Genomic DNA, 20385 nt, shown 5'->3' with positions numbered 1-20385 from the left:
GTCAACTTGCTTTCGTCGCCAGTAAACTCTGGTATTCAAACCAAGGTACCGCCCAGCCTATCAATACCCCTGCCTCGCGTTGCGTATCAGGGGCCGAAGGCCCGGCAGTTCCACACTTGCCGGGCCTTCGCTCTTAGATCACCAACCCCTTTCGACTCTGATCTGATAGCGCCACCGCGCAAGGGTGAGACCGGTGGTCGAAGTCGCGCCGGTGCTTAAGTTGACGGCATGCCAGCCCGCATAGGTGCTGCCGGTCGTGAACGTGACGACGTTTTTCCGGGTCGCGACTTCGAACGAAGCCGCCGCCGCGCTGCCCCACAGATGGGGACAATCGAGCATGTCGCCGACCGAATAGCCGAGTTCAGCCGTCACGCAGCGAGCACGCAACCTGGCGACGACATCAGCATTGACGCCGATGTTATGATTTTTCGCCACATTCGTCCCGGCACCGGGCAGCGAGCCCGTGTCGTCATAGACGTAGATCCCCTGGTAGGCGTAGGCGATCGTGCTCGTGACCGAACTTGCGCCCGTCACCACCTCACCGACAAAGACAGCATTCACCGGGTTGGCCACCGAGCCATTACCCAGATACATCTGCATGGCGACGATATCGAATGTGTACTGGCCGTTCGTGGTCGAGATCGTCCCGCCGCGCTGATAGACCGGCTCCAGCGTCGTCGAGAACGGAGTCAGGGCGCCGCCGCTAATCGTTACGCCCAGATATACGGTCGTGGAGGCGGCGAGCCCCGACCAAGTCAGGTTGGTCGTTGACATGCCGATGACATTTGCCGCGCCGCTGGCGCCGAAGCCGTTTGCGGCGGTGACGACAAGTGCCGCGCTGCCAGTCGAAATGTTCTGGCTGGTCAGTGAGAGCGAGCCCGAAGTAGCCGGCAAGAAATTGGGCAAGCCACTGGCTGCCGGGCCGGAAAGAACCGTCTGGCGAACCGGGACCGCCGCCGCGTTGACGTTGGTTAACTGACTCCCATCCACAGCCGGCAGCCTAGCGGAGCCATCGAGTTGAACCACCTGGCCAGCGCTGGTTCCGACGTTCAAGAGTGCGGCCGAACCCAGGGGCGGGTTTTCGATAAGGTGCCAGTCCCAATTGGCCGCATAGACCGCGACGGCACCTTTGGGAGCGATCGTGTAAGTGCCACCGGATGCGCTGACGCCGCTACGCGAGTAGATATAGTTGTTGGCAGCCACTTTGAGCGTCTGCGGCACCGTAGATGCGTTGAAGATGTAATATTTGCAGGGCTGGGTACCGGTACCATTGTCCGGCAATGTCGTAATAAACGTGGTCCCGCTACTGAGGCGAATGATCGAGCCAGTGTCGCTCTTAGCAAGCGTGACATTCGCTGAATAGTTCTGGATCGGTGGCGATGCCAGCACCCTGACTTTCGGGCTATTCAGCTCACCCTGCACAAAGGCCGTCGTGGCGATGCTGGTGTCGTTATCGCCGGCCGAAGGCGTCGGAGCAGTCGGGTTGCCGGTGAAGGCGGGGGAGGCCAAGGGCGCGACGGTGACGTTGAACGCCGCATTGAAGAAGTCATAGACGTACTTCGTGTTTGCGACGTTTCCATTGCCTTCGCCTACCGACTGGTTGGGCACCAAAGCGCCGCCATTGAAGGTCTGCGCCGCGGTCCAAGTCTGGTTGATGTTGACCCGAGCCACATCACCCCACACCGCGCCGCTGCTTTTCACAGCCCCAGCGCCGGTATCAAACAACGCCACTTCATTGTCATTTGCGGCAGCGGGGGCGGCAACAGCACCAACAGTCACGCGCCATTGCGACGCGCTCGTTTTTGACAGTACGGTCTCGGAGAACGTGGTAACAGCTGAGGCCGGAAACGCCTGCAGAAAGGCCGCGTTGATCTGGTCCGCTCTGGCCAGGGTGTTCGCGACGAAGTTGGTAACAACACCGGTCATGGGTGCTCCAAAAAAGAAGCCCCGCCGAAGCGGGGCTGAATGTTGAGATTGTGGTGGGAGCGCGAGCCTAGATGCTCATCAGGTTCCCGCGCTTGATCGAGAGTTCTTGGAACAAGGGCGAGCCGTCCGTTTTGGCATCCACAGGGTGATCCTTCGACCTAACATCGATCGAAACGCGACCGTGTAGACCATCCCGGCCGGCAGCCGCGGCGTCCGCTTTGGCGCGGGTATTGGCCGCCGACTTCCTGGGCGTCGCGCTTGCGGTTGGCGTCGGATCTGCACCAATAATCCGCCCGGCTCGCCAGCCTTCATGCCGCTGCATGGCGTTGAGAAGTTGCTGGCGCTGGGCAGGCGTGAAGTCGCGCATGCGCGTGTTTGGGTCAGCACCCATCGCTTTCAGATAGGCTGGAACATTGTTCTCACTTGCCGGTGCCCATCGATGGATGGCGCCGGACAGAGTGAGGTCGCGATAGCGCTTCGAGTCGAACAGCAGGCTCTCCTGCGCTTTTCTGCCGGTCGCGTAATCCGGAAAAATCGCGAATCTGCCATCAGTGCCAATGGCGCCGTGAGATGCTGCGAACTTCCCATACTCGATATTACCCGGATTAAAATTTCGCCATGAGCGCGTACCACCGATACGCTTGCCGGCAGGCTCCGAGCCGGGATTGTATGATGGTGTGGTGACGCCAACGGCCTCTCGAACCGCTCTCATCCCATTGAGTGCCCCGCGAGCGCCACCTCCAGGCTGGTAGCTGGCTTTCATAAAGCCACCTCCACCGCCTCCACCCGCGCTAGGCGCGCCACCGTCGCCAGCCTGCAGCGTCTGCGCGAAGTCTTGCATGCCCTTCGTCACGCCTGCCGCGATCGTGGCAACGGTGTCTTGCGCGCGCGCCATGCCGGTGAAAGCTGCACGGGCGCCTGGTCGATACGCGATCGGATCGGCGCCCATAAACGTCTCGCGCATGCCGCGGTTGGCATTCGGGTCTGTTCCGGGCGTGGGTGTCGCAGTATGGGGATGTGCTGGTTGCCCAGGCTCACTTCCGTTGAGGAGCCAGTCCGCAAAGCTCCCCTTCTTCAGACCCAGGCTAAACCAGTTCTTAGGCAACTGATCGAGCCATGTGCCGGTTTTCTGCTGGAATATCTCGCCCGGTTTGGCTGCATCGCGGCTGCCGGCCATGTTCTGGTCAAGCTTGGGCGAAAGGCTCGTCATATATTCAATGAATGCCCTGGTCTTGCCGAAAACCAGGGCAATCGCCGCAGCGTCCTCGGACCAATTGTGCGAGCTGAGCGTTTTTCCAACATCGTCGAAAAATGCCTTCACCTGTCCTGAATTGGCATTCGCGAAAGCCGCCATGGCGTCCGCAACCGCCGTCAGGTTAGGTGCTAGAGCGCCGCCAACACTGAGCTTGATCTTGTCCAACGCAGCACTGACTCGCTCCGTGGAATCCAAGAACGCCTTCGCCTTTTCCTCGTCGTCCTTTGACTGTTGACTGATCGAGGCGCGGGCCGCGGACCGGCGCGTTGCCAGGTCGGCGGGGCTCTCATTGCCGAGCGCGCCCATGGACTCGTCGCCGAACAGCATCCTAGCCAGGGTGCGCCTCTGCTGGGCGTCCTTCTGGTTTTGGAGGTACCGAAGGCTTTTCTCCAAAACCTCGTCGTTCGACTTCGTGCCTGCCAAGTCGTTGGCGATCGACCGGCCGCCGGGGCCAAGGGCCGATAGCTCTTGGAACGTCCCCTGATGGCGCCGCAGGGCGTCCGCGTTCTGCGCCGAGAAGGTCACGGCCTGCTTCATGGCGTCGGAGTCGATGCCCAGGCCGGCCGATACGGCTTGCAGTTCTTTCAACTTGGCGGTCGCGATGCCGGTGTCGCGGGCGAAATTCCGCATTGCGACCGTCTGTGTTGCGAACTGGCGGGTGTTGGCGGTTAGTGCCGCAATAGCGCCGGCCGCCGACAGAGCACCGATCGATAACCCGGGCAAGCCCATGCCGCCGGCAAGGCCATTGCCCGCGTCCTTGATGGCGCGAGTGGCCTGGTTGACCTGATCGCGCAATGTCCGAAAATTACGCTCCACGGCGCGCATGCCGTCCGAGGGGCGAAAATCCTTCAGCTTTTTCTGAAGGTCTTGCAATGGCTTGCTGAAGCGGTCAGTTACGCTCGCCGGTAATACAAGTTCTTCTGCCATCAGGTCACGTGTCCTCTGCCGTAGTCCATGTTCACCACGGGGTTGCCTGGGGTTATGTCGTTTTGAGTAGCTTCCTGGGCCGGAGTTTGCGGCGGAGGCGAGCCGTTCACGTCCGGGTTCTTCGAAAGAACTTTCTGGAACAGCCAGGTTGTTCGCGTGCCACTTTGATCCTGGCTAAACAGCAGCTCTGCCACCGGCAGTTCGTTCGTCTTCAACATGAGCATGGGACTGTCTATTTCGATCGAGTCATAGACCGCTGGCAGCTTGCCACTAGCCAAAAGCCATCCCTGCGATACGATCTGCGCGGTGGCCTGCCTTGCTCCGCTAAGAAGCTGGTGCGTCTCGGCAAACCGACGCGCGTCGTCGGCGTCGCCGGGGACATCCATATGGGCCACGGAGTGCACTTTGTAGGTTCCGCCCGACATTTCGTATTTCGCCGCGCTGCCACGGTTTTGGTCCGGCGTTGTCGTATCGCTGCCCTTTTGGCTGCCGACTACGTCAGCGCTGGTGTCGATGACATATTCAATCTGGGCAGATGCCGAGAGAATGTTCTGACCTTCGACCAGGCCGCCCTTGCTGTCCTTAGACGCCGAGCCGTGGGCAACCAAGTTGCCTTCCGCGTCGTCGATAAGGCGGATTCCTCGGTAGCGAGACAAACGCTCCAGCAACGTCCACACGGACTCCCCCGGTTCGGTCTGCACGTTCCGAAATGGTTTGTCGAAACCAGGCGGAGGGTTCTGGACCTTGAATTTCACACCGAGCGGAGCCAGCACCTTGTTGGCAATCGCCTGAAAGTTATAGCCTTTGAAATTGCCATCCTTCAGCGGAACAGACGCGCGGGTGGTGGGCTGGACATTCGAAGCGACGGCAACACGCACCGAATGATTGTTCGCATCGAATGCGGCCTGGCGCTCATACACTCTGCCCGAAAGGAACAATTGGCCGGCCAAGGTCACGGTTGCCTGATCGCCGGGCTTGATCTGGAGAGCTTGGCCAACCTTGCCATTGGTGCCTGGGCTTTCCGTCACTGTCAGCACGACGACCCGAGTCGCCGTGCTGTAGCTCGTCGATGCCTGCACCGACTCCCAATCCCGAAATTCCCGGCCGTTGATGGTGACGACGCAGGTCTCTTGCGGCTTGGGCATCAACGCCTCCCGAACGTTTTGCGCAACGCTGCATCCCATCCATTGCCGGCCGTATCGGCCGAGCCACCACGCTCCTTAGCGATGGCCGCGATGGCTTTTTCCCAACTTGCGTTGATGGCCGTATTGTGCTGCAAATTGAGCTTGCGCTTGCCGCTGGCCAAAGCCAGCGCCGCGTCCCAGCCGAACGACCGGTCACGACGAGCAGCTTTGATGGTCGCACGGTGCTTTCGCGGCAGGGACGACATGTTGGGGGCGTCGCCCATTCCACTCGCTAGGTTGTCGGCGTAGCCGAGCCGGATGGCCTCGTCGGCGCTCATCAGACGGTCTTCGTCCATCAGCGCCCGAACCGCCGCTACAGACTGGCCAGAGCGGGCCGAATAGATCTTGGCGTATGAGTCAGACATGCGCTTCAAGTCGCCGGCAGCGGTGGCGAGGTCGTCAGCGTCGCCCGTAGCCGTGGTATAGGGCATGTGAATGAGCATGAACGCGTTAGGCGAGATCTCGATGTGATCGGCGGCCATGGCAATGAGAGATGCCGCGCTGGCAGCAATGCCTTCGATCCTGGCCGTAATGCGTGCGCGGCTGGCCTTAAGCATCGAATAGATCGCCATCGCGTCCATAACGTCGCCGCCTGGCGAGTTGATGCGCAAAAGAATAGAGCCAGGCGAACCCAGCTCTTTCAATTGGCTATCGAATTGTTTGGCGGTCACGCCGACGCCGGTCTCGGGGTCGACTCCGATAGGGTCGAAAATACAAATCTCGTTCATGCGGCAGCTTTCAGCGGAATGTGCTCGACGAGCACCGGCCGTTCGGCTTTGGGCTTTGGAGCGTAGGCGTCGGGCAGAACAATCTCGCCGAAGCTGATGGCGTGCACGGCAGGCGCGGCCTCGCGATATTCGAGACGGGTGAACCACTGCTTGGCGTAATACTCCGGCACGGGCGAGTGTTCGGGACGGTGATAGCCCCTGCCATTGCTTTCTTCCCGCACCTTGGCCTGGACGATCTCGGAGGCCGGCTCGCGCCGACCTTCGCGCACCCAGAGGTCGACGGTCTTCTCCTTGACGATCTCACGAGGCGCTGCCGGAACGGAGCGCAGCTCGCTGGAGCCGGCAATGTGGGCCGTATCGGCTGGAAGATCCGAATTGGCAGTGCGCACCACACCGTCGATCTCGGCGATCTTGGCGACAACGTCGCGCACCAATTGCGCCAGCCGACCATATTCGTCGATCAGATTTGGCAGTTCGTCTGCCCTGGCCTTCGCGGCCTTGTGGGTGCGCTTCCTGCCGTCCTCTGCCTCGGCCTCGATCGCGGCGGTGTGCTTCGTCCGCAAGGATTGAAGGGCGGCCTCGCCGTCCTCTACGTCGTCACGGGTCGAAGCCAAGTCGCTACGATACCGCCGACGGTCGGCTTCATCGGCAATAGCCATATCCGGCCGCTTGGCTTCCAATTCGGCCAGGCGCCGGCGAGCCGCGGCGGTCTCGGCTTCGGTCTGCGTGATGAGATCGGCCAGTTTCGTTGATGTCAGCGCCGTCTTACCCTTCAGGGCGGCGGCAATGGTGCCCAGGATCTTCATTGCACGTTCTCCGCCGTGGTCTTGGCAACGGCGCCGCGCCATTTCGCGGCGTGGGCGTCGAGATCCTGATGGGCGCCATAAATAGAGAGAATGGCCTTTGCGCCTTTCAGCATCACCCGCTTCTCCGCGGGAGTTGCCTCGGCGTACGCTACCGTGGCCGCGCTGACGGCGACGATGGCGAGGGTGGCGTCGTCATTGACGATGTCGGTGGTGGTGGGTGTGTCGTTCATGAAATTCTCCGGCGCCTACGGCGGCGCGAGCGGGTGGGAATGGTGGAAGTGCGAATGGCGATGGCCAGGGCATTGAAGGCGTTGCCGTCGACAATCGCGATGCGACGGATTTTCGATCTGGGCATGTCGGTTTCGGGAAGAAATGACTCTTCCGCGATATTGCCGTTGGGCTCCCGAAACCGGATCAGGGCGGCCGGGCTGATCGTGTCGAGACCAAGTTCGAACAAGTCCTGCGGGGCGGCCAGGAAGCGTTCCAGGGCCTGCAACAGGGTCCCACCGGTGTCACTGACCAGACGCAGATATTCAGCGGAAGGCAGCGCTGGAGACGGCCCAATCATGGCGCTGACAAGCAGGAGCGCGATGTGCTCGGCTGTGGCTGGTTCGGGTACGCCGGGTGTATTTGGCATGAGGCCGACAGCACGAAGGCGGTCGACATAGTATCGCCCGCGGGGGGCGATCAGGTTGAGATGGCGGTCAAGCAACGACGCCACCTGCCGGATGGCGGCGGGCATGATGTGTTGGCCTTTCGTGAAAGCTGAAAAGTGGGGTCTAAAAAGACAACGGCGCCCCGAAGGACGCCGCTGCTGAAGTCTTGCAAGGATGAAGAGCCGAGGAGCTCTTCAGGCATTCGGGCGCAAACCCTAGTTTGTGTCACACAAAATTTTCAGGGCTTCGACGATTAGATTTTTACCCCTTGCGGCAGCGCGCCAGTCATCTGGGCCGCGGCCGTTGCCAATGCGCCAGGTCTCGCAGCCAGTGGCGGCGTCGAGCAAGGCCTCGGCCATGTCTAGGCCTAAGCGCCGTCGCAGAATGCGAATGCGCTCCTGGGCGGCCTCGCGCTGCTGCCAGAGCATAGTGGGACAATGCTCATGGGCGACATAGGTTGCGTTCTCGTTTGATGCGGTCTTTCCAGCCAAGAACGAAAGGCCCTTCCACGGAATAGCGGCACCTCGATAGTCGTCGAGTTTGACGACATCCGCTGTTTTCGCAGCTCCATTCTTCTTGCTGGTACCCTTCGGTTTTCGCGTCCAGTCCTGCCCGCGCCGGTCGGAGGGAATAATGCGAGATTTGTCGTCAAAGCGGATTTCACCGACTTGCACGAGCTGAGTTATCTCGTCTTGCTTCTGGCGCCGCTTCACCATGACGATACCCGTCTTGCGATTAGTCTTCTGGCGGCGGCGCTCTTGAGCTTCCTGAACAACTGCAATGTTGTGTCGCGCTGGCGCGCTACTGTTTCCGGTGGCGACGCGCAAGAGCATGGGAATATCGTCATTAGCCGGCGCGCCGTTGGGCCACTGATTGATAAACAATTCCGGGCTCGGCGCATTGACATGCCAGGCCGTAATCAACCCTTCAGGCGACGTGCCCATATCACGCTCGGCTTCCCACCCCCATTGCGTGGCGGAGGGGTCGGTCTGTGCCCATGGCATTGGGGTTGCCGCACTTACCACGTTGTCAAGTTCCCGCAAAACGACAGCAGCAGCCTGATTCAATTCAGGGGTGGGCATCAACCGACCACGAACGGCTTCGTCGAGCGCCGGGCGCAGATGGCGAGTTCGCTCGCCATTATCATTCGCATGGTCCAACAGCCACAACTGGTAACGGTGGTCTTCACCTGTTGGTTCAATAAACTGCGGTGCCGTCTTCGGCATGCAAAACCTCGCAAGAAAATTCCCCGCCGGTTATCCGGTCGGGGTCGTCTCATTCATTTCTCATCGAAGCTTTTAGCACTATATCTAGTATGGCCTCACTCGTAAGGAGTCAAGATTTAGTGGCGAGAAAATTCCAGATCCGTTCCTATTAACTAGTCAACACATACCAATTGTCCTGTAGCAACTGATTGCACTTCACAGATTCAAAGACGGTCTCCCAGGCGATGGCAAACTCACTTTTTATCTTTTGATTTATGGCAATCACGTTTTGCGCGGACATCCCATATGTTGTTCCGAATAAACGTCTTACCCGCCCGGAATCCGAGTACGTACAATCGAGTACCGCTAGGTTTTGCGGGGCATAAGAAAAACCAAGAGATACAATATGATCCGCTCGGGAAAGCAGATTCCTGATTTCGCTCTTGAAATCGTCGTCCGTTATTTGTTCTGTAAAAGTTCTTATTTGTTTTGCGATCTCAAGCAATGCCGATCCAGATACATTAGCTCCGTAAGTGGCAATTTGACTGTTGCCCTCCTGCCAAGGGAGACGACCGCACTGGCCATAAACATGAATTATAGGAATTCTATTCACAATTTTTTGAGATATTTCTATTGCTATATTATAGTAATTAGCTAGCCAATGCGATATGTAATATTCCAGACAGCGGTCATAGTTAAATGTAATGATAGAAATATTTTCAATTGCTTGCTCTATGTTTCTCTTATTCACACCTTCTGTCATCATTTGACAAAGGGTGTTGTGCCATGAACTCACTGTATTTGGTATAATTCTGCTCGATTCTGGATCTCTATAGAATATATTCGAACCATTTTCACTTTTTAAAATCGAATAGGCGATACCTAATTTGCCCATCAGTACAATATTACTATCACTTTGGTGCGCCTCCAGGTAATTGTCTATAGATAGGGATTGCGGCATGGCGGTATGTATAGTCCTGCCGGATGCTGCAAGCCTGTTGGCATCGCCAGATCTATTTATGCGATCAATATGAAGTATTGATTCTGAAATATTAGAGGATCCACCAACTAGATCGAAGTGATTGTATCTAAGGTTTACGGCGTCGGCAATTTTGCCTTTGAGTTCGGAGCCCATCGGCAACCCAAAATCCACGCTCGCTCCGGCACCGACTATAAATAGAGTGTTCTTCCGTATCATTTGCTTTCAACTCACCGCCTCACAGTGATGACAATTTAAGGAAACGGGCCGCAAACAAAAGAAAATCAAAGCGTCATACACAGATTATAGGTGCATGCTGGGTACACCAGTAAAGGTGCCTTTCGCCCAAGACTTGGAGATCGGCGCTGTCGCAAAACGCAGCAAGATATCTCTGCATGCCAACAACCGGCCGGCACGCCTTGTCATCGCCTTTTCGGTGCCCGGCAGAAGCAACCGTTAGCCGGAGTTCACAGGCAGCAGAAGGGTTTCCTCTGCCCTCCCAGCACCATCAGAAGACAGGCCTCCCCCTAGAAAAGTCAAAGGTGCTCCCTGCGCTGGCCACACGAAGGTTTCGCAGCACCGCAATTGCCGGATAGCTGAAAGAGTCAAAAAGGTCTTCCAGTGTCCACCCGTAGGAAATTTCCACACCGTGACAAGTGGTTAAGCCTGTAAGGCCCTGCGCAGGGTTTTCATTTTTTGCGCAGGGGTTACGGTGTTAGGCAGCAACCGGCACGGGACCGCCCATGCGGACGGAATCGAGCAGAGACTCGAAAATAGCGGCAGCATCAGGCCGACTCTCCAGCACACGCCGGATAGCCTGAGCACGCTCGTGCTGCAGATAAGATCTTAGGCACGTCTCAAGGTCGTGCTCACCAGCTTTTGCGCGTGGCAGCGCGCCCTTGGAGATCAGTCGATCGACCGTCCGAGCGGACAGGTTAAGATGGGCTGCAACTTGATCAATAGAAGCCATAGAATATCCTCTCTGTTGGCTTGTGGAGCCCGGTGGTGGGCTCCGTTGTTATGGCTGGATTGTTTTGTCGCCTGAGGCCCAGAGCGACGACGCCACGCCTCTACGAAAATCTTCCATCTAAAAATGGATCGAGGTGGGGCGAAACCGGCGAGTGTTTGCCGGATGGGGGACCCGCCACTTTTTTGGCAGGTCGCTCGCCTGACGCGGCCTCACCGTCGGATCGCGGTCTTCATGGCCTCCAGCATCAGTCGCGGCGCCCGTACGGCCATCTCGCGTTTCATCACCTCGTTGAACGTCTCCCGGAACGGGACACGCTTCGGCACCGTGACACTGCTCTTCAACACGTAGGCGAGTCGCAGGCGTTTCCTTTTGCCCTTGCCGACCACCTCATAAATGACGTCACCCTTTCGGAAGGCCTGCTTCAGATTGCGTGGCCGCTGGCTTGGCACGATACCGCGAGCCCCGCGCCGCTGCCCGGCGACAGGCACGGCCAGGCGACCCTGGCCGGTGTGTGTGCCACCGTCTGCGAGTTGCTTGAGCAAAGTGCGCCCCCCAGCACGTTCGTCGCTGATCGTGACGGTTAAGTCGTTCTTGGTCGCCTTCTTTACGCCAAGCGCCCAGCCCAGAAAGCGACTGTTCTTCGACTGTACGCGGCCGGGCCAATCGTCGACCATAGTGGAGCGCGCGACGAAGGCTGACTCGTTGAGCGCCCTGGACAATGCGAAGGGCAATTGCTGTTCCGCGACCTTGAGCTTGGCCGCCATTTTCTGGAAAGCGCTGAAGTCGAATTTCAGGAATTCGTCAGCCATCGACGGACTCCGGTTCGTCGTCGAGCGATACGCCGAAAACCTCATAGGTCGTATCGGGACGCACGCTGCCGTTCTCGCCGGGGCGCATTATGATGAATTGAGGAACCGTGCCGTCGAGGGTGATGCCGACAACATGCACATTGGTGCCGTCCGCCAGATTGGCGGGATACGGCGGGATTGAGATGGTGGGCATGGGAAGCTCCATGGAGGGTTAGGCCAGCGCTGATGGCTGGGGTGGGGGAGGTTTTATTTCTTCAATTTCAAGCTGCGGGACAGGGACACCCTAAAGGGTGTGTCCCTGTCCGTCCCGCTAAGTGCTCCGGGACACTTTTACCGTGTCCCGATATGTCCCGTGATGTCCCGCAGGTCATAAGCAATTGATTTCACTAAGTTCCTGCGGGACATTTATTAGGTTTCGTCTGGCCGGCTAACGTCGGAAGTCAGCCAAAACCACTGCCCAGCCTGTCCCGCCAGGGATTCCCCGACGATCTGGTCGCGGCATCGCCAAAAGGCTTTCTTTCGGCTGTCAGGCTTCATGTCGGGCACTGCGTTATAAAAGGCCTGTCGCCACTGATCTTCGGTGACGACACGAACTCCGCCGGGGAAGTGAGTGCCCTCGGGGATGACGCCGATAGCCCGGATGGTGTCCCGTAATGACTGAAGTGCCTTGGCAGCGTTGCCCTTGAGGCTGGCAATCAACCCTTCAGCAGGATTGTTGTGCCGCATTACTACTGGCGCGCTCGTGGGCTCACCATCCTCGTCGACGCCCACTTCCACCGACTCCATGATGAACCGGGTCACTAGCCCCTCCGGCCCGTCGTTGGCACCATCGCAAAGGAACGCATATGTGCCATCGCTGCGCTTCTCGACCATGAAGCTGGCATCCACCGCGCCATCAAGGTCGATCGCACCCTTACCGCGCTCGCCCGACCATGCCGTGTGATGCACAGCGCTGACGTGTGCCCCGGTACCGTCCATGATCACGTCGCAGGATTTGACGTAGCGAATCATATCCTTCGATGCGTTCTGGTCACCGGCGCCGAATGTGCGCGTCAGGGTGTCCAGCACGATCCACACACATGGCATGCCGCATACGGATTCTGCCTGCTTCACCGCTGCGACAATCGCTGACGCATCTGCCGTGTCTCGCGTGAGATCGATGGCACCACCGAGCACTAGCAGCGGGATCTTGCTCACGCCGTGCTTCTTTCGAAACGCGAGTAGGCGGCGCTCTGTGAGTGTCTTGCGTTCGGCGGCTACATAGACAACGAGGCCCTGCTTCACCCTCCTGCCGTGCCATTCCATACCTGCAGCGACATGGCACGCCATGTCGGTCAGGATGACGCTCTTGCCGGTGCCGGGGAGGCCTGACACTGTCGTGAACTCGTGCACCCCAAAGACGCCCTTGATAATGGTCTCTTTGGGAGCCGAGTCCGCGATGTCATCGAACCACGTCAGCTTGAATCGATCTGTAGCGACAGCTGGTGGATTCAGGATATCGGCGGCCTTCTGGCGAAGCTCACCGGCAAGCTTGTCCTGGCGCTGGCGGGCCTCCTTAAGAGAGATCACGATCATCGGCGTGCCCCCGCGGCGAGCTGCTGGGCGACACGCTCGATGATTTCGTCATCGAGGTCATCGTCGTCGATGCTAATGTACTTGTCGGCCGAGTCTGCGCGCCGATTGAAGTCGGCGTCGCTCTCGCCTGGCCGTTGTGGGGCCTCGAATATCCGCTCGGCCAGTTCCTCCGCGCGCTCGATAGTCTCGGCGATGAAGAAACGAACGCCGCGCTCGTACAGCTCGGTATACGATCGCGAGCGCAGCGGAATGACGCCATCGCAATTGTCGCTCAGCCAGTCCATAGGATTTCGATGCACGCGCAGCGGGCCTGCATTCAGATACGTATGGCGCTCGACATCGGCATCATTCACGAAAGCAGCAGCACCGGTGACAACGCCCCAGAGGGTGGCGTCGGCTTTGTCGATAGCCAAGATATCCACTGCCCGGCCGTCAACATCGATGGGCATGACGATGGCGCGCAGCTTGCTGGCCGAGTTGGGTCGGAATGTCGCCGGAAAGGGAAAACCGGCGCACTGATGCCACTCGCCACGCATCTCGCCGATGGCGAAATGAGCACGGACGGTATCCGGATCGAACCAGTGATAGGCCAGCCAAGCATCAACGCCACGGTCATGTCCGTGGTCTGCCAGGGTGTCCGGGATCTGCGAGGGAGACGGGAAGGCGGGATCTTCAACGCTGAAGGGTTCAGGCTGCATGGCGTGCACCGCCAGCGCTGAGAGCCGCTACAGCGGCGTCGGTGATCCGTGTGGCCAAGACCGGGTGGAAGGTGGCAGCCTTCCGACCGCAGGCATTTGGCGCATAGGTGCGCATCTTGCCATCTTGATTGCGGGTGAGCATCAAGCCAAAGAGCCGAAGATGTTCTGTGATTTCGATATCGAAGCGTGCGACCACGCCAGGCTCATACGAGGGCCTGATATTGAGAATGTGCATTTGGGTTCCTAGTCGATGTTGACGCCTTCCGCTTCCGCGGCAGCGATTGCGAGGTCGCGAAAGACGTCGGCGAGGCCGGGGGACAGGCGGCAAGCCTTTCGCCCCCGCCGGCTTGGCGAATGGCAGTCGTAGTTGCCGCGGGTGTCGTAGCGCAGCTGCAAATCGTGGATGGTCAGGTCGGGACTGACAGCCACGTCGAACAGAGCGACGAGATTGCCGCCGCGGTAGCAGGGGCGGACATTGAGTGCGTTCATGCGGATTTCCTTGCCGCCGAGAGGCGCCGTGCCCCAGGGGGGCGTGTTGAAGGGTGCCCTGCCCGCGTGCGGGACGAGCGGTATCGTTCGCGCCGAAGCGCGTTTTGGTGGGCTTGGTTTTCAGAAGGAACGCCCCGGCAGGTGTTCCAGGGGTCGCACACGGCGATCGGCGCGGGGCGGGTTGGTTTAGGCGGCTAGTGCTTGGGGCTGAGCGTTGTCGTTCGCTCCCCACGTGCTGTTGCGAGTCCGTTCGTTCATCCAGATATCGAGATCGTCAGTGCTGTAGACTACGGCACGTCCGAGTTTGAAGTACCGCGGACCACCGCCGAAGCACCGAAGTTTGTCGAGACTGGACTTGGAGAGGCCAACATATTTTGCCGCCTCATTAACTCGAATGTTTGACATTGCTCGCCTCCGTCGCAACGCCTGTCGTTGCGTTGGACTGAATATCTTCCTTTGTCCTGCACAGATAAACACACCTATTTCTGTGCAAGCATCTTGGCTGCGAGAAGAAGTGCATTTTCCGCTTTAATTTCATAAGGTTGGCGGGCCAGGAAATCTGGCGGAGGCGCTTTTCGCGTGAGCGAGTTTCGAGCTGTTCCCGGAGCTATGCCGAACATTTTCGCGACGATCTTCGCCGCCTCGGTTCTCGTCAGGCCTTTGCCAATCTGATTTTTCATAGCCGACCGGACCGCGAAGTTCTCGAAGCCCACAGGCTTTCCACCCTTACCGCTCCGTCCGGTGCGGTCAGCCGGCGTCTCAATCTTGAATGCGGGATGGTACCTCAGCGCCAGTTCGATGGCGAGTTGGCGCCAACCTTCTTCTGTGGGATAGACGCCGTTGCACGAGGCCATGAGAGCCGACAGCCGCTCTGTCATCTCATCGACGAGTGACTCCGGGGTCGTCTCATCCGATACCTGCATCGGAGCGCGGCTCAGAACCTCGGCCCTCCAGTCTAGTTCGTCGTCCATCACCCCTCCCCCATAGCCGCAGCAATCTGACCCGCGATCACATCAGACGCTCGTTTCAACGGATCGTCCGCTAGATGCGCATATCGCTCCGTCGTCGAGCTGTCCGCATGGCCTAACAGTCGCCCGACAATCTGCAGGCCCATACCGCTGCCGGCTCCAACACTGGCGAAGGAATGGCGGAGGTCATGGAGCCTGACGCCTGCAAGGCCCGCATGGGCGCTGATGCGAGCCCATGGACGATTGAGATCGGAGCGCGGGCGCTCCTCCTCCTGCCCGGCCGTCTCGCCCGCTATGACGTAGATGCCCAGCCGTGGGAGCGTTGCCAGAATGCGTAATGCTGGCGCCCCGAGCACGATGGTCTTCTTTCCTGTCTTGGAGTCCGGCAGAAAAAGAAAGCCACGATCCATGTCGACCTCACTCCACCTCAGGTGCAGGATTTCCCGAAGGCGAGCGCCCGTGAACATAAGGAGTCTGAGCCCAGCCACGGCGAATTGGTCGAACTTCACCAACCTGTTTTCGGCCTTCGGCGCGTGTTTGGTTTTCTTGTCAGGATCGGGGGTCCAGGGAATGCCTTCACCTTCGGCCAGACGTAAGGCATGGCCTAAACGTCCGAGTTCATCGAAGGTAAGATACCGCTCACGGCTCTTCTCGCCATAGCGCGCGATGGCACCCACAGGGTTCTCAAATCCCTTCGGCAATCGACCGGTCTTGATTCCAAAGGCAAACGCGGCGTTGAGCAAGGTCATAATGCGGTTGGCGGTTGTCTTGTGCTTGACGCCCACCGCTTTGTGGAGCCTCGCGATATCCACCTGGGTGATCGCATTCACCCTCTTGCTCCCGATAGCCGGAGCGATGTGGTTGGTCACATAGCCATCGAATAGAACTGCCGTTCGCGGTTTTCGCTTGGGGCGGATCAGCTCCGACATGTACGCATCAAGCAGATCCGACACCGTTTCCGCCTTGCGTTCCTCTGTCCGCTTCGCGGCCGGATCTTCACCTAGATTAACTCGCGACAAGATCTTGCCAGCCTCGTCGCGAGCATCTTCTGGCGACATGACGGCGGGATCTCCGATGACCATGCGCCTTTTCGACACCGCCCTACCTCCGGCCCCAGGGCGATACTCGACAATCCACGAGCGGGACCCCGAGGGCATGACCTTAAGGCCGAACCCTTTCAGCACTTCGTCGAAATATATCGTCTGGCGCTCAACACCGGGCAGGCTCGCAACCGATCGGCGTGTCAACTTAAGAACGGGCATGATGCACCTCCCAACGACACTCTATCAGAGAGTCGCCACCGAGTCGCCACCATGATTTACAATCGGGTAAATGGACAGGAGATAGGAGGAAAAATTAACACGATATATATCAATGCTTTATGCAACGCATTGACAGATCACCCAACACAGGGAAAACTAAATCGTCAGCTTCCCAAGCTGAATGTCGTGGGTTCGATTCCCATCGCCCGCTCCAAAAACCAACACGATTTTCCGGCCATCACAGACCAGCCATGCTGGCCGTCCATAGGATGTCGTTGCTCTCGGCCTCGTACGGCCTCTTAGGGCGCTTCCCGCCCATTGCCGTTTCAGTCGGCTTCGGGATGGCCGCTTCCCTCCCGACAGTCTTGACTATTTCGCTCCAGGGTGTTACCGGTAAGTAACATTCATGGAGAATCAGAAGGTTTTCGGGGGAAGGGGGTTCTCGCCGATTTCAAAAAATTCCAAGGACCGACAAGGCATTCCGGCTTGTATGGCGCGTGCATAATCACGTGCTGAAGCGGCAGGGCTTCGGCTCCTTCCTATTCAATAACGAAATAATATTTCATTTTTAGCTCATGCGATATTTCGCATGGCAGCGGAATACGTTTCAGTTTTCAGAGTTTTACTTCAAAAATATTTTCAAGGATTCCAGCAATGAAGATCCTCATCACGTCTATTTTTCTATTTCTCAGCGCTGTTACCGCGATTACGCTGACGTCTGTTTCGGCTGAGCCCGCGGGCGACAGCACCGCCATCCCGCAAAGCCAGGCCCACGCAGCCATACGCAGTGGGGGTTCCTTCGCGTAACTGCCAGGGCTCCTGCTCGATCAGTGAATCGGAAGCGCCTCTTCAGCCGAACACGGCCTTGACCAGCTTGTTCCGGTCGTAATTGGCCCCGCACAGCAGCACCACATTGACCTGGCCGCGGCAGGCCTGCGCCACCTTGGCGAACCCTGCCAAGGCCAGGCCAGCCGAGCCTTCCGCCAGCATGTTCTCCTTGAAGGCGAGATCGCGGAGTGCCGCGGCGATCTCTTCCTCCGTGCAGATGATCGTCTCGTCCACGACTGCCCGCGCCAAGCCGAGCGTGATCGTTTCCTCGGCAAGCCCGCCGGCAACCCCATCCGCCAGCGTTTCCAGATGCTCGGTTTCGATTACCCTGCCCGCCGCCATCGACAGGACCAGGGCGCAGGAATTGCGCGCGGCGACGCCGTAGATGCGCGTGCGCGGCCGGAAAGCCTTCAGCACGCTGCCTATGCCGCTGATCAGGCCGCCGCCCCCCATCGCGATGAAGACATTGTCGATATCGGGATGCTGTTCCAGGAGCTCCAGCCCGATGGTGCCCTGCCCGGCGACGACGTCGGGATCGTCATAGGCCGAGATATATTCATAGTCCTTATCGCGGGCGAGTTCGAGGGCATGCTGCTCCGCATACCAGGTCTCCGCGCCATGCAGCAGCGTTTCCACGCCGTAGGAACGGATTCGGGCAAGCTTGGCGGCTGCAACCGTCTCGGGCAGCACCACGGTCAGGTCCCGCCCGAAGGACCGGGCGGCCTGGGAAGAGCCGATACCATGATTGCCGGAAGAAGCGGTGACGAGATGCCGGCCCGGCGCCATGGCGGAGATCTTGGCGCTGGCGCCCCGGATCTTGAAGGAGCCTGTCAGCTGGAAGTTCTCGGCCTTGAAGAAGAGCCGGCTGCCCATGTCTGCACCGATCTGCCGGGACGGCAGCAGCGGCGTTTCATAGATATGGGCCTTGATGCGCTGGCGAGCCTGTACCGAACGGGCGGCCGAGGCCAGAACGTCGGGGTTCATGACATTGTCCTCCTTGGCCGATGCTTTGCCATGGGTTCCATGTGCCGTGCGGTGTACCGGCCTTCCGACCGGCATCTTTACCGATGGACGCACCGTTTCCAAGAACGCCGATACCGAGATCGGCACACCGCATTCCCGCGCCTCAGCCGCGCAGGCGCTTGCCGTTCTCGTCGAAGCGCAGGGTTCGTGCCGGATCCGGCGTAGCATGGATGGTCTCGCCCGGCTCGACCCGATACTCGCCCGAGAGACGCACGGTGATCGACCCCGCCTTCTCGGTATCGAGATAGAGGTAGGTATCCGCCCCCAGATGCTCGGCATAGACGACAGTGCCCTTCCAGACACCGGCCTCGCGGCTGACGGTGACATGCTCGGGCCGCACGCCGATGGTCCTCACGCTTTCGCCGAGGCGCGCCCCGTCGACGAAATTCATCTTGGGCGAGCCGATGAAGCCGGCGACGAAGGTGTTGTCGGGATCGTTATAGAGCTGCATGGGCGCGCCGACCTGCTCGATATGACCGGCATTCAGCACCACGATCTTGTCGGCCAGGGTCATGGCCTCGACCTGATCGTGCGTCACATAGATCATCGTCGACTTGAGGCGCTGGTGGAGCTGGGCGATCTCGATGCGGGTGTTGACGCGCAATGCCGCGTCGAGGTTGGACAGCGGTTCGTCGAACAGGAAGAGCTTGGGCTCGCGCACCACGGCGCGGCCGATGGCGACGCGCTGGCGCTGGCCGCCGGAGAGCTCGGAGGGCCGGCGTTCCAGATAGGGTTCGAGGGCCAGCATGCCCGAGGCCGTCTTGATGCGCCTGTCGATCTCCGCCGCCGCCTCGCCGGCCTGCTTGAGGCCGAGGCCCATATTGTTGCGCACGGTGAGATGCGGGTAGAGCGCATAGCTCTGGAACACCATGGCGATGCCGCGTTTGGCCGGCGGCACGTCGTTGACTCGCTGGCCGTCGATCTTCACCACGCCGGAGGTGGTATCCTCAAGCCCGGCGATGATGCGCAGCAGCGTGGACTTGCCGCAGCCCGACGGCCCCACGAAGACGACGAACTCCCCGTCCTCCACCGCCAGATTGATCCCCTTGAGGATATCGACCGAACCGAATGATTTCTTCACATTCTCGATATTCAGCGAACCCATGATATCTCCCCTGGAATTGTGACTGTGGGGCGCATGCGCGCTTTTTCATCCACTGCCAAAGAATGGGACCGAGCAGGCGTCTACGGTTGAACGCACTTTGCTCCAGCGGACGGTGACGAGGTTGCCGTAAGCCGGCTCAATAGAGGCCGCTATTTGACGGCGCCCGAGGTGATGCCGCGGATGAGCTGCCGCGAGAAGATCACATAGAGCACCAGCACCGGCAGGATGGCGAGCGACAGCGCGGCCAGCACGGCATTCCAATTGGTGACGAACTGGCCGATGAAGACCTGGGTACCGAGCGTGATGGTCTTGGTGCTCTCGCCCGGCGCCAGGATCAGCGGGAACCACAGATCGTTCCAGATCGGGATCATGGTGAAGACCGCGACGGTGGCCATGGCCGGCCGCACCAGCGGCAGGACGAGGCGGAAGAAGATGCGGTATTCCGACAATCCGTCGATGCGGCCGGCATTCTTGAGATCGTCCGAGACCTGCTTCATGAACTCGGACAGGATGAACACCGCCAGGGGCAGCCCCTGCGCCGTATAGACCAGGATGAGGGCCGTCAGCGTATTGACCAGGCCCGAGGCGACCATGAGCTGCAGGATGGCGACGGTGCCGAGCCGGATCGGGATCATGATGCCCAATGCCAGATAAAGCCCCATCAGGGTGTTGCCCCTGAAGCGGTACTCGGCCAGCGCGAAGGCCGCCATGCCGCCGAGCAGCAGCACGAAGAACAGGGAGACCACTGTGACGATCATGCTGTTCTGGAAGTAGAGGAAGAAATCGCCCTGGGCGAGCACGGTCTTGTAGCCGATGGCGTCGAAGGTTGCCGGCCCCGGCGGCGTCAGGGGCGAGCGGAAGATCGCATCCCTCGACTTGAAGGAGTTGATCAGGATCAGGATCACCGGAAACAGGGCGATCACGGTGTAGGCGATCAGCACCGCATGGGCGGCGATCGACCGGGCCGGCGAGTGCGTGGCTTTGCTCATGTC

The 20385-nt window shown here is 59.4% G+C and carries 22 protein-coding genes; all 22 read right to left on the bottom strand.

Annotation, left to right across the window (positions count from 1 at the left end; genetic code table 11):
- Positions 1 to 138: 138 nt before the first annotated feature.
- The 22 genes from C5L14_RS23275 to C5L14_RS23175 all read right to left on the bottom strand — a co-directional run bounded on the left by C5L14_RS23275 (position 139) and on the right by C5L14_RS23175 (position 20382).
- The gene (locus C5L14_RS23275) at positions 139 to 1926 is read right to left on the bottom strand and encodes a hypothetical protein (protein WP_146127004.1); all 1788 of its coding nucleotides are present in this window, start codon (positions 1924 to 1926) and stop codon (positions 139 to 141) included.
- A gap of 67 nt (positions 1927 to 1993) precedes the next feature.
- Positions 1994 to 4108, bottom strand: coding sequence for a hypothetical protein (locus C5L14_RS23270; RefSeq protein ID WP_105864453.1), 2115 nt, complete (start codon positions 4106 to 4108; stop codon positions 1994 to 1996).
- Positions 4108 to 5253: a phage baseplate assembly protein gene (locus tag C5L14_RS23265; protein WP_105864452.1), complete on the bottom strand. Its 1146-nt coding sequence runs from the start codon at positions 5251 to 5253 to the stop codon at positions 4108 to 4110. The genes C5L14_RS23270 and C5L14_RS23265 overlap by 1 nt, the downstream gene beginning before the upstream one ends.
- Complete coding sequence (locus C5L14_RS23260; RefSeq protein WP_105864451.1) at positions 5253 to 6020, bottom strand: head maturation protease, ClpP-related; 768 nt, start codon at positions 6018 to 6020, stop codon at positions 5253 to 5255. Before C5L14_RS23260 ends, C5L14_RS23265 begins: the two co-directional genes overlap by 1 nt.
- Positions 6017 to 6826 (bottom strand): hypothetical protein, encoded by an 810-nt coding sequence (locus tag C5L14_RS23255; RefSeq protein ID WP_105864450.1) that lies wholly within the window; start codon positions 6824 to 6826, stop codon positions 6017 to 6019. The genes C5L14_RS23260 and C5L14_RS23255 overlap by 4 nt, the downstream gene beginning before the upstream one ends.
- Positions 6823 to 7056 (bottom strand): hypothetical protein, encoded by a 234-nt coding sequence (locus C5L14_RS23250; protein ID WP_105864449.1) that lies wholly within the window; start codon positions 7054 to 7056, stop codon positions 6823 to 6825. Before C5L14_RS23250 ends, C5L14_RS23255 begins: the two co-directional genes overlap by 4 nt.
- Positions 7053 to 7568: a hypothetical protein gene (locus C5L14_RS23245; RefSeq protein ID WP_105864448.1), complete on the bottom strand. Its 516-nt coding sequence runs from the start codon at positions 7566 to 7568 to the stop codon at positions 7053 to 7055. Before C5L14_RS23245 ends, C5L14_RS23250 begins: the two co-directional genes overlap by 4 nt.
- A 129-nt stretch (positions 7569 to 7697) precedes the next feature.
- Positions 7698 to 8708 (bottom strand): hypothetical protein, encoded by a 1011-nt coding sequence (locus tag C5L14_RS23240; RefSeq protein ID WP_146127003.1) that lies wholly within the window; start codon positions 8706 to 8708, stop codon positions 7698 to 7700.
- A gap of 148 nt (positions 8709 to 8856) precedes the next feature.
- Positions 8857 to 9885, bottom strand: a complete 1029-nt coding sequence (locus C5L14_RS30080; protein WP_146127002.1) for a hypothetical protein — start codon at positions 9883 to 9885, stop codon at positions 8857 to 8859.
- 960 nt (positions 9886 to 10845) lie between these two features.
- Positions 10846 to 11445 carry a hypothetical protein gene (locus C5L14_RS23230; RefSeq protein WP_105864445.1) on the bottom strand — a complete coding sequence of 200 codons (600 nt, stop codon included), beginning with the start codon at positions 11443 to 11445 and terminating at the stop codon, positions 10846 to 10848.
- Positions 11438 to 11638: a hypothetical protein gene (locus C5L14_RS23225; RefSeq protein WP_105864444.1), complete on the bottom strand. Its 201-nt coding sequence runs from the start codon at positions 11636 to 11638 to the stop codon at positions 11438 to 11440. The genes C5L14_RS23230 and C5L14_RS23225 overlap by 8 nt, the downstream gene beginning before the upstream one ends.
- 215 nt (positions 11639 to 11853) lie before the next feature.
- Positions 11854 to 13020, bottom strand: coding sequence for an AAA family ATPase (locus tag C5L14_RS23220; protein WP_105864443.1), 1167 nt, complete (start codon positions 13018 to 13020; stop codon positions 11854 to 11856).
- Positions 13017 to 13718 (bottom strand): hypothetical protein, encoded by a 702-nt coding sequence (locus C5L14_RS23215; protein WP_105864442.1) that lies wholly within the window; start codon positions 13716 to 13718, stop codon positions 13017 to 13019. Before C5L14_RS23215 ends, C5L14_RS23220 begins: the two co-directional genes overlap by 4 nt.
- On the bottom strand, positions 13708 to 13953 hold the full coding sequence (locus C5L14_RS23210) for a hypothetical protein (protein WP_105864441.1): 246 nt from the start codon (positions 13951 to 13953) through the stop codon (positions 13708 to 13710). The genes C5L14_RS23215 and C5L14_RS23210 overlap by 11 nt, the downstream gene beginning before the upstream one ends.
- Before the next feature lie 8 nt (positions 13954 to 13961).
- Positions 13962 to 14207 carry a hypothetical protein gene (locus C5L14_RS23205; protein WP_105864440.1) on the bottom strand — a complete coding sequence of 82 codons (246 nt, stop codon included), beginning with the start codon at positions 14205 to 14207 and terminating at the stop codon, positions 13962 to 13964.
- Between the two features lie 186 nt (positions 14208 to 14393).
- The gene (locus C5L14_RS30710; RefSeq protein ID WP_105864439.1) at positions 14394 to 14612 is read right to left on the bottom strand and encodes a helix-turn-helix transcriptional regulator; all 219 of its coding nucleotides are present in this window, start codon (positions 14610 to 14612) and stop codon (positions 14394 to 14396) included.
- A gap of 74 nt (positions 14613 to 14686) precedes the next feature.
- Positions 14687 to 15178 (bottom strand): hypothetical protein, encoded by a 492-nt coding sequence (locus C5L14_RS23195; RefSeq protein ID WP_105864438.1) that lies wholly within the window; start codon positions 15176 to 15178, stop codon positions 14687 to 14689.
- A complete protein-coding gene (locus C5L14_RS23190; RefSeq protein WP_105864437.1) occupies positions 15178 to 16437 on the bottom strand; it encodes a tyrosine-type recombinase/integrase in 1260 nt (419 codons plus the stop codon). Before C5L14_RS23190 ends, C5L14_RS23195 begins: the two co-directional genes overlap by 1 nt.
- Before the next feature lie 614 nt (positions 16438 to 17051).
- Positions 17052 to 17219, bottom strand: coding sequence for a hypothetical protein (locus tag C5L14_RS30460; protein WP_181161303.1), 168 nt, complete (start codon positions 17217 to 17219; stop codon positions 17052 to 17054).
- 67 nt (positions 17220 to 17286) lie between these two features.
- Positions 17287 to 18249 (bottom strand): threonine ammonia-lyase, encoded by a 963-nt coding sequence (locus C5L14_RS23185; RefSeq protein WP_105864487.1) that lies wholly within the window; start codon positions 18247 to 18249, stop codon positions 17287 to 17289.
- Between the two features lie 142 nt (positions 18250 to 18391).
- Positions 18392 to 19393 carry an ABC transporter ATP-binding protein gene (locus tag C5L14_RS23180; protein ID WP_105864436.1) on the bottom strand — a complete coding sequence of 334 codons (1002 nt, stop codon included), beginning with the start codon at positions 19391 to 19393 and terminating at the stop codon, positions 18392 to 18394.
- Positions 19394 to 19542: 149 nt separating this feature from the next.
- Complete coding sequence (locus tag C5L14_RS23175) at positions 19543 to 20382, bottom strand: carbohydrate ABC transporter permease (protein WP_105864435.1); 840 nt, start codon at positions 20380 to 20382, stop codon at positions 19543 to 19545.
- Between the last annotated feature and the right edge of the window lie 3 nt (positions 20383 to 20385).

Origin of the sequence: Labrys okinawensis (assembly GCF_002982075.1) — a bacterium.
In the GTDB taxonomy this organism is placed as follows: Bacteria; Pseudomonadota; Alphaproteobacteria; order Rhizobiales; family Labraceae; genus Labrys; species Labrys okinawensis_A.
Note: the sequence above shows the minus strand (reverse complement) of the source record. Positions and strands in the feature narration are given on the sequence as shown.

Coding starts and splice junctions, on each gene's coding strand:
- C5L14_RS23275 (WP_146127004.1), bottom strand. CDS start 1,926: ATGACCGGTGTTGTTACCAACTTCGTCGCGAACACCCTGGCCAGAGCG.
- C5L14_RS23270 (WP_105864453.1), bottom strand. CDS start 4,108: ATGGCAGAAGAACTTGTATTACCGGCGAGCGTAACTGACCGCTTCAGC.
- C5L14_RS23265 (WP_105864452.1), bottom strand. CDS start 5,253: ATGCCCAAGCCGCAAGAGACCTGCGTCGTCACCATCAACGGCCGGGAA.
- C5L14_RS23260 (WP_105864451.1), bottom strand. CDS start 6,020: ATGAACGAGATTTGTATTTTCGACCCTATCGGAGTCGACCCCGAGACC.
- C5L14_RS23255 (WP_105864450.1), bottom strand. CDS start 6,826: ATGAAGATCCTGGGCACCATTGCCGCCGCCCTGAAGGGTAAGACGGCG.
- C5L14_RS23250 (WP_105864449.1), bottom strand. CDS start 7,056: ATGAACGACACACCCACCACCACCGACATCGTCAATGACGACGCCACC.
- C5L14_RS23245 (WP_105864448.1), bottom strand. CDS start 7,568: ATGCCCGCCGCCATCCGGCAGGTGGCGTCGTTGCTTGACCGCCATCTC.
- C5L14_RS23240 (WP_146127003.1), bottom strand. CDS start 8,708: ATGCCGAAGACGGCACCGCAGTTTATTGAACCAACAGGTGAAGACCAC.
- C5L14_RS30080 (WP_146127002.1), bottom strand. CDS start 9,885: ATGATACGGAAGAACACTCTATTTATAGTCGGTGCCGGAGCGAGCGTG.
- C5L14_RS23230 (WP_105864445.1), bottom strand. CDS start 11,445: ATGGCTGACGAATTCCTGAAATTCGACTTCAGCGCTTTCCAGAAAATG.
- C5L14_RS23225 (WP_105864444.1), bottom strand. CDS start 11,638: ATGCCCACCATCTCAATCCCGCCGTATCCCGCCAATCTGGCGGACGGC.
- C5L14_RS23220 (WP_105864443.1), bottom strand. CDS start 13,020: ATGATCGTGATCTCTCTTAAGGAGGCCCGCCAGCGCCAGGACAAGCTT.
- C5L14_RS23215 (WP_105864442.1), bottom strand. CDS start 13,718: ATGCAGCCTGAACCCTTCAGCGTTGAAGATCCCGCCTTCCCGTCTCCC.
- C5L14_RS23210 (WP_105864441.1), bottom strand. CDS start 13,953: ATGCACATTCTCAATATCAGGCCCTCGTATGAGCCTGGCGTGGTCGCA.
- C5L14_RS23205 (WP_105864440.1), bottom strand. CDS start 14,207: ATGAACGCACTCAATGTCCGCCCCTGCTACCGCGGCGGCAATCTCGTC.
- C5L14_RS30710 (WP_105864439.1), bottom strand. CDS start 14,612: ATGTCAAACATTCGAGTTAATGAGGCGGCAAAATATGTTGGCCTCTCC.
- C5L14_RS23195 (WP_105864438.1), bottom strand. CDS start 15,178: ATGGACGACGAACTAGACTGGAGGGCCGAGGTTCTGAGCCGCGCTCCG.
- C5L14_RS23190 (WP_105864437.1), bottom strand. CDS start 16,437: ATGCCCGTTCTTAAGTTGACACGCCGATCGGTTGCGAGCCTGCCCGGT.
- C5L14_RS30460 (WP_181161303.1), bottom strand. CDS start 17,219: ATGGCTGCGTGGGCCTGGCTTTGCGGGATGGCGGTGCTGTCGCCCGCG.
- C5L14_RS23185 (WP_105864487.1), bottom strand. CDS start 18,249: ATGAACCCCGACGTTCTGGCCTCGGCCGCCCGTTCGGTACAGGCTCGC.
- C5L14_RS23180 (WP_105864436.1), bottom strand. CDS start 19,393: ATGGGTTCGCTGAATATCGAGAATGTGAAGAAATCATTCGGTTCGGTC.
- C5L14_RS23175 (WP_105864435.1), bottom strand. CDS start 20,382: ATGAGCAAAGCCACGCACTCGCCGGCCCGGTCGATCGCCGCCCATGCG.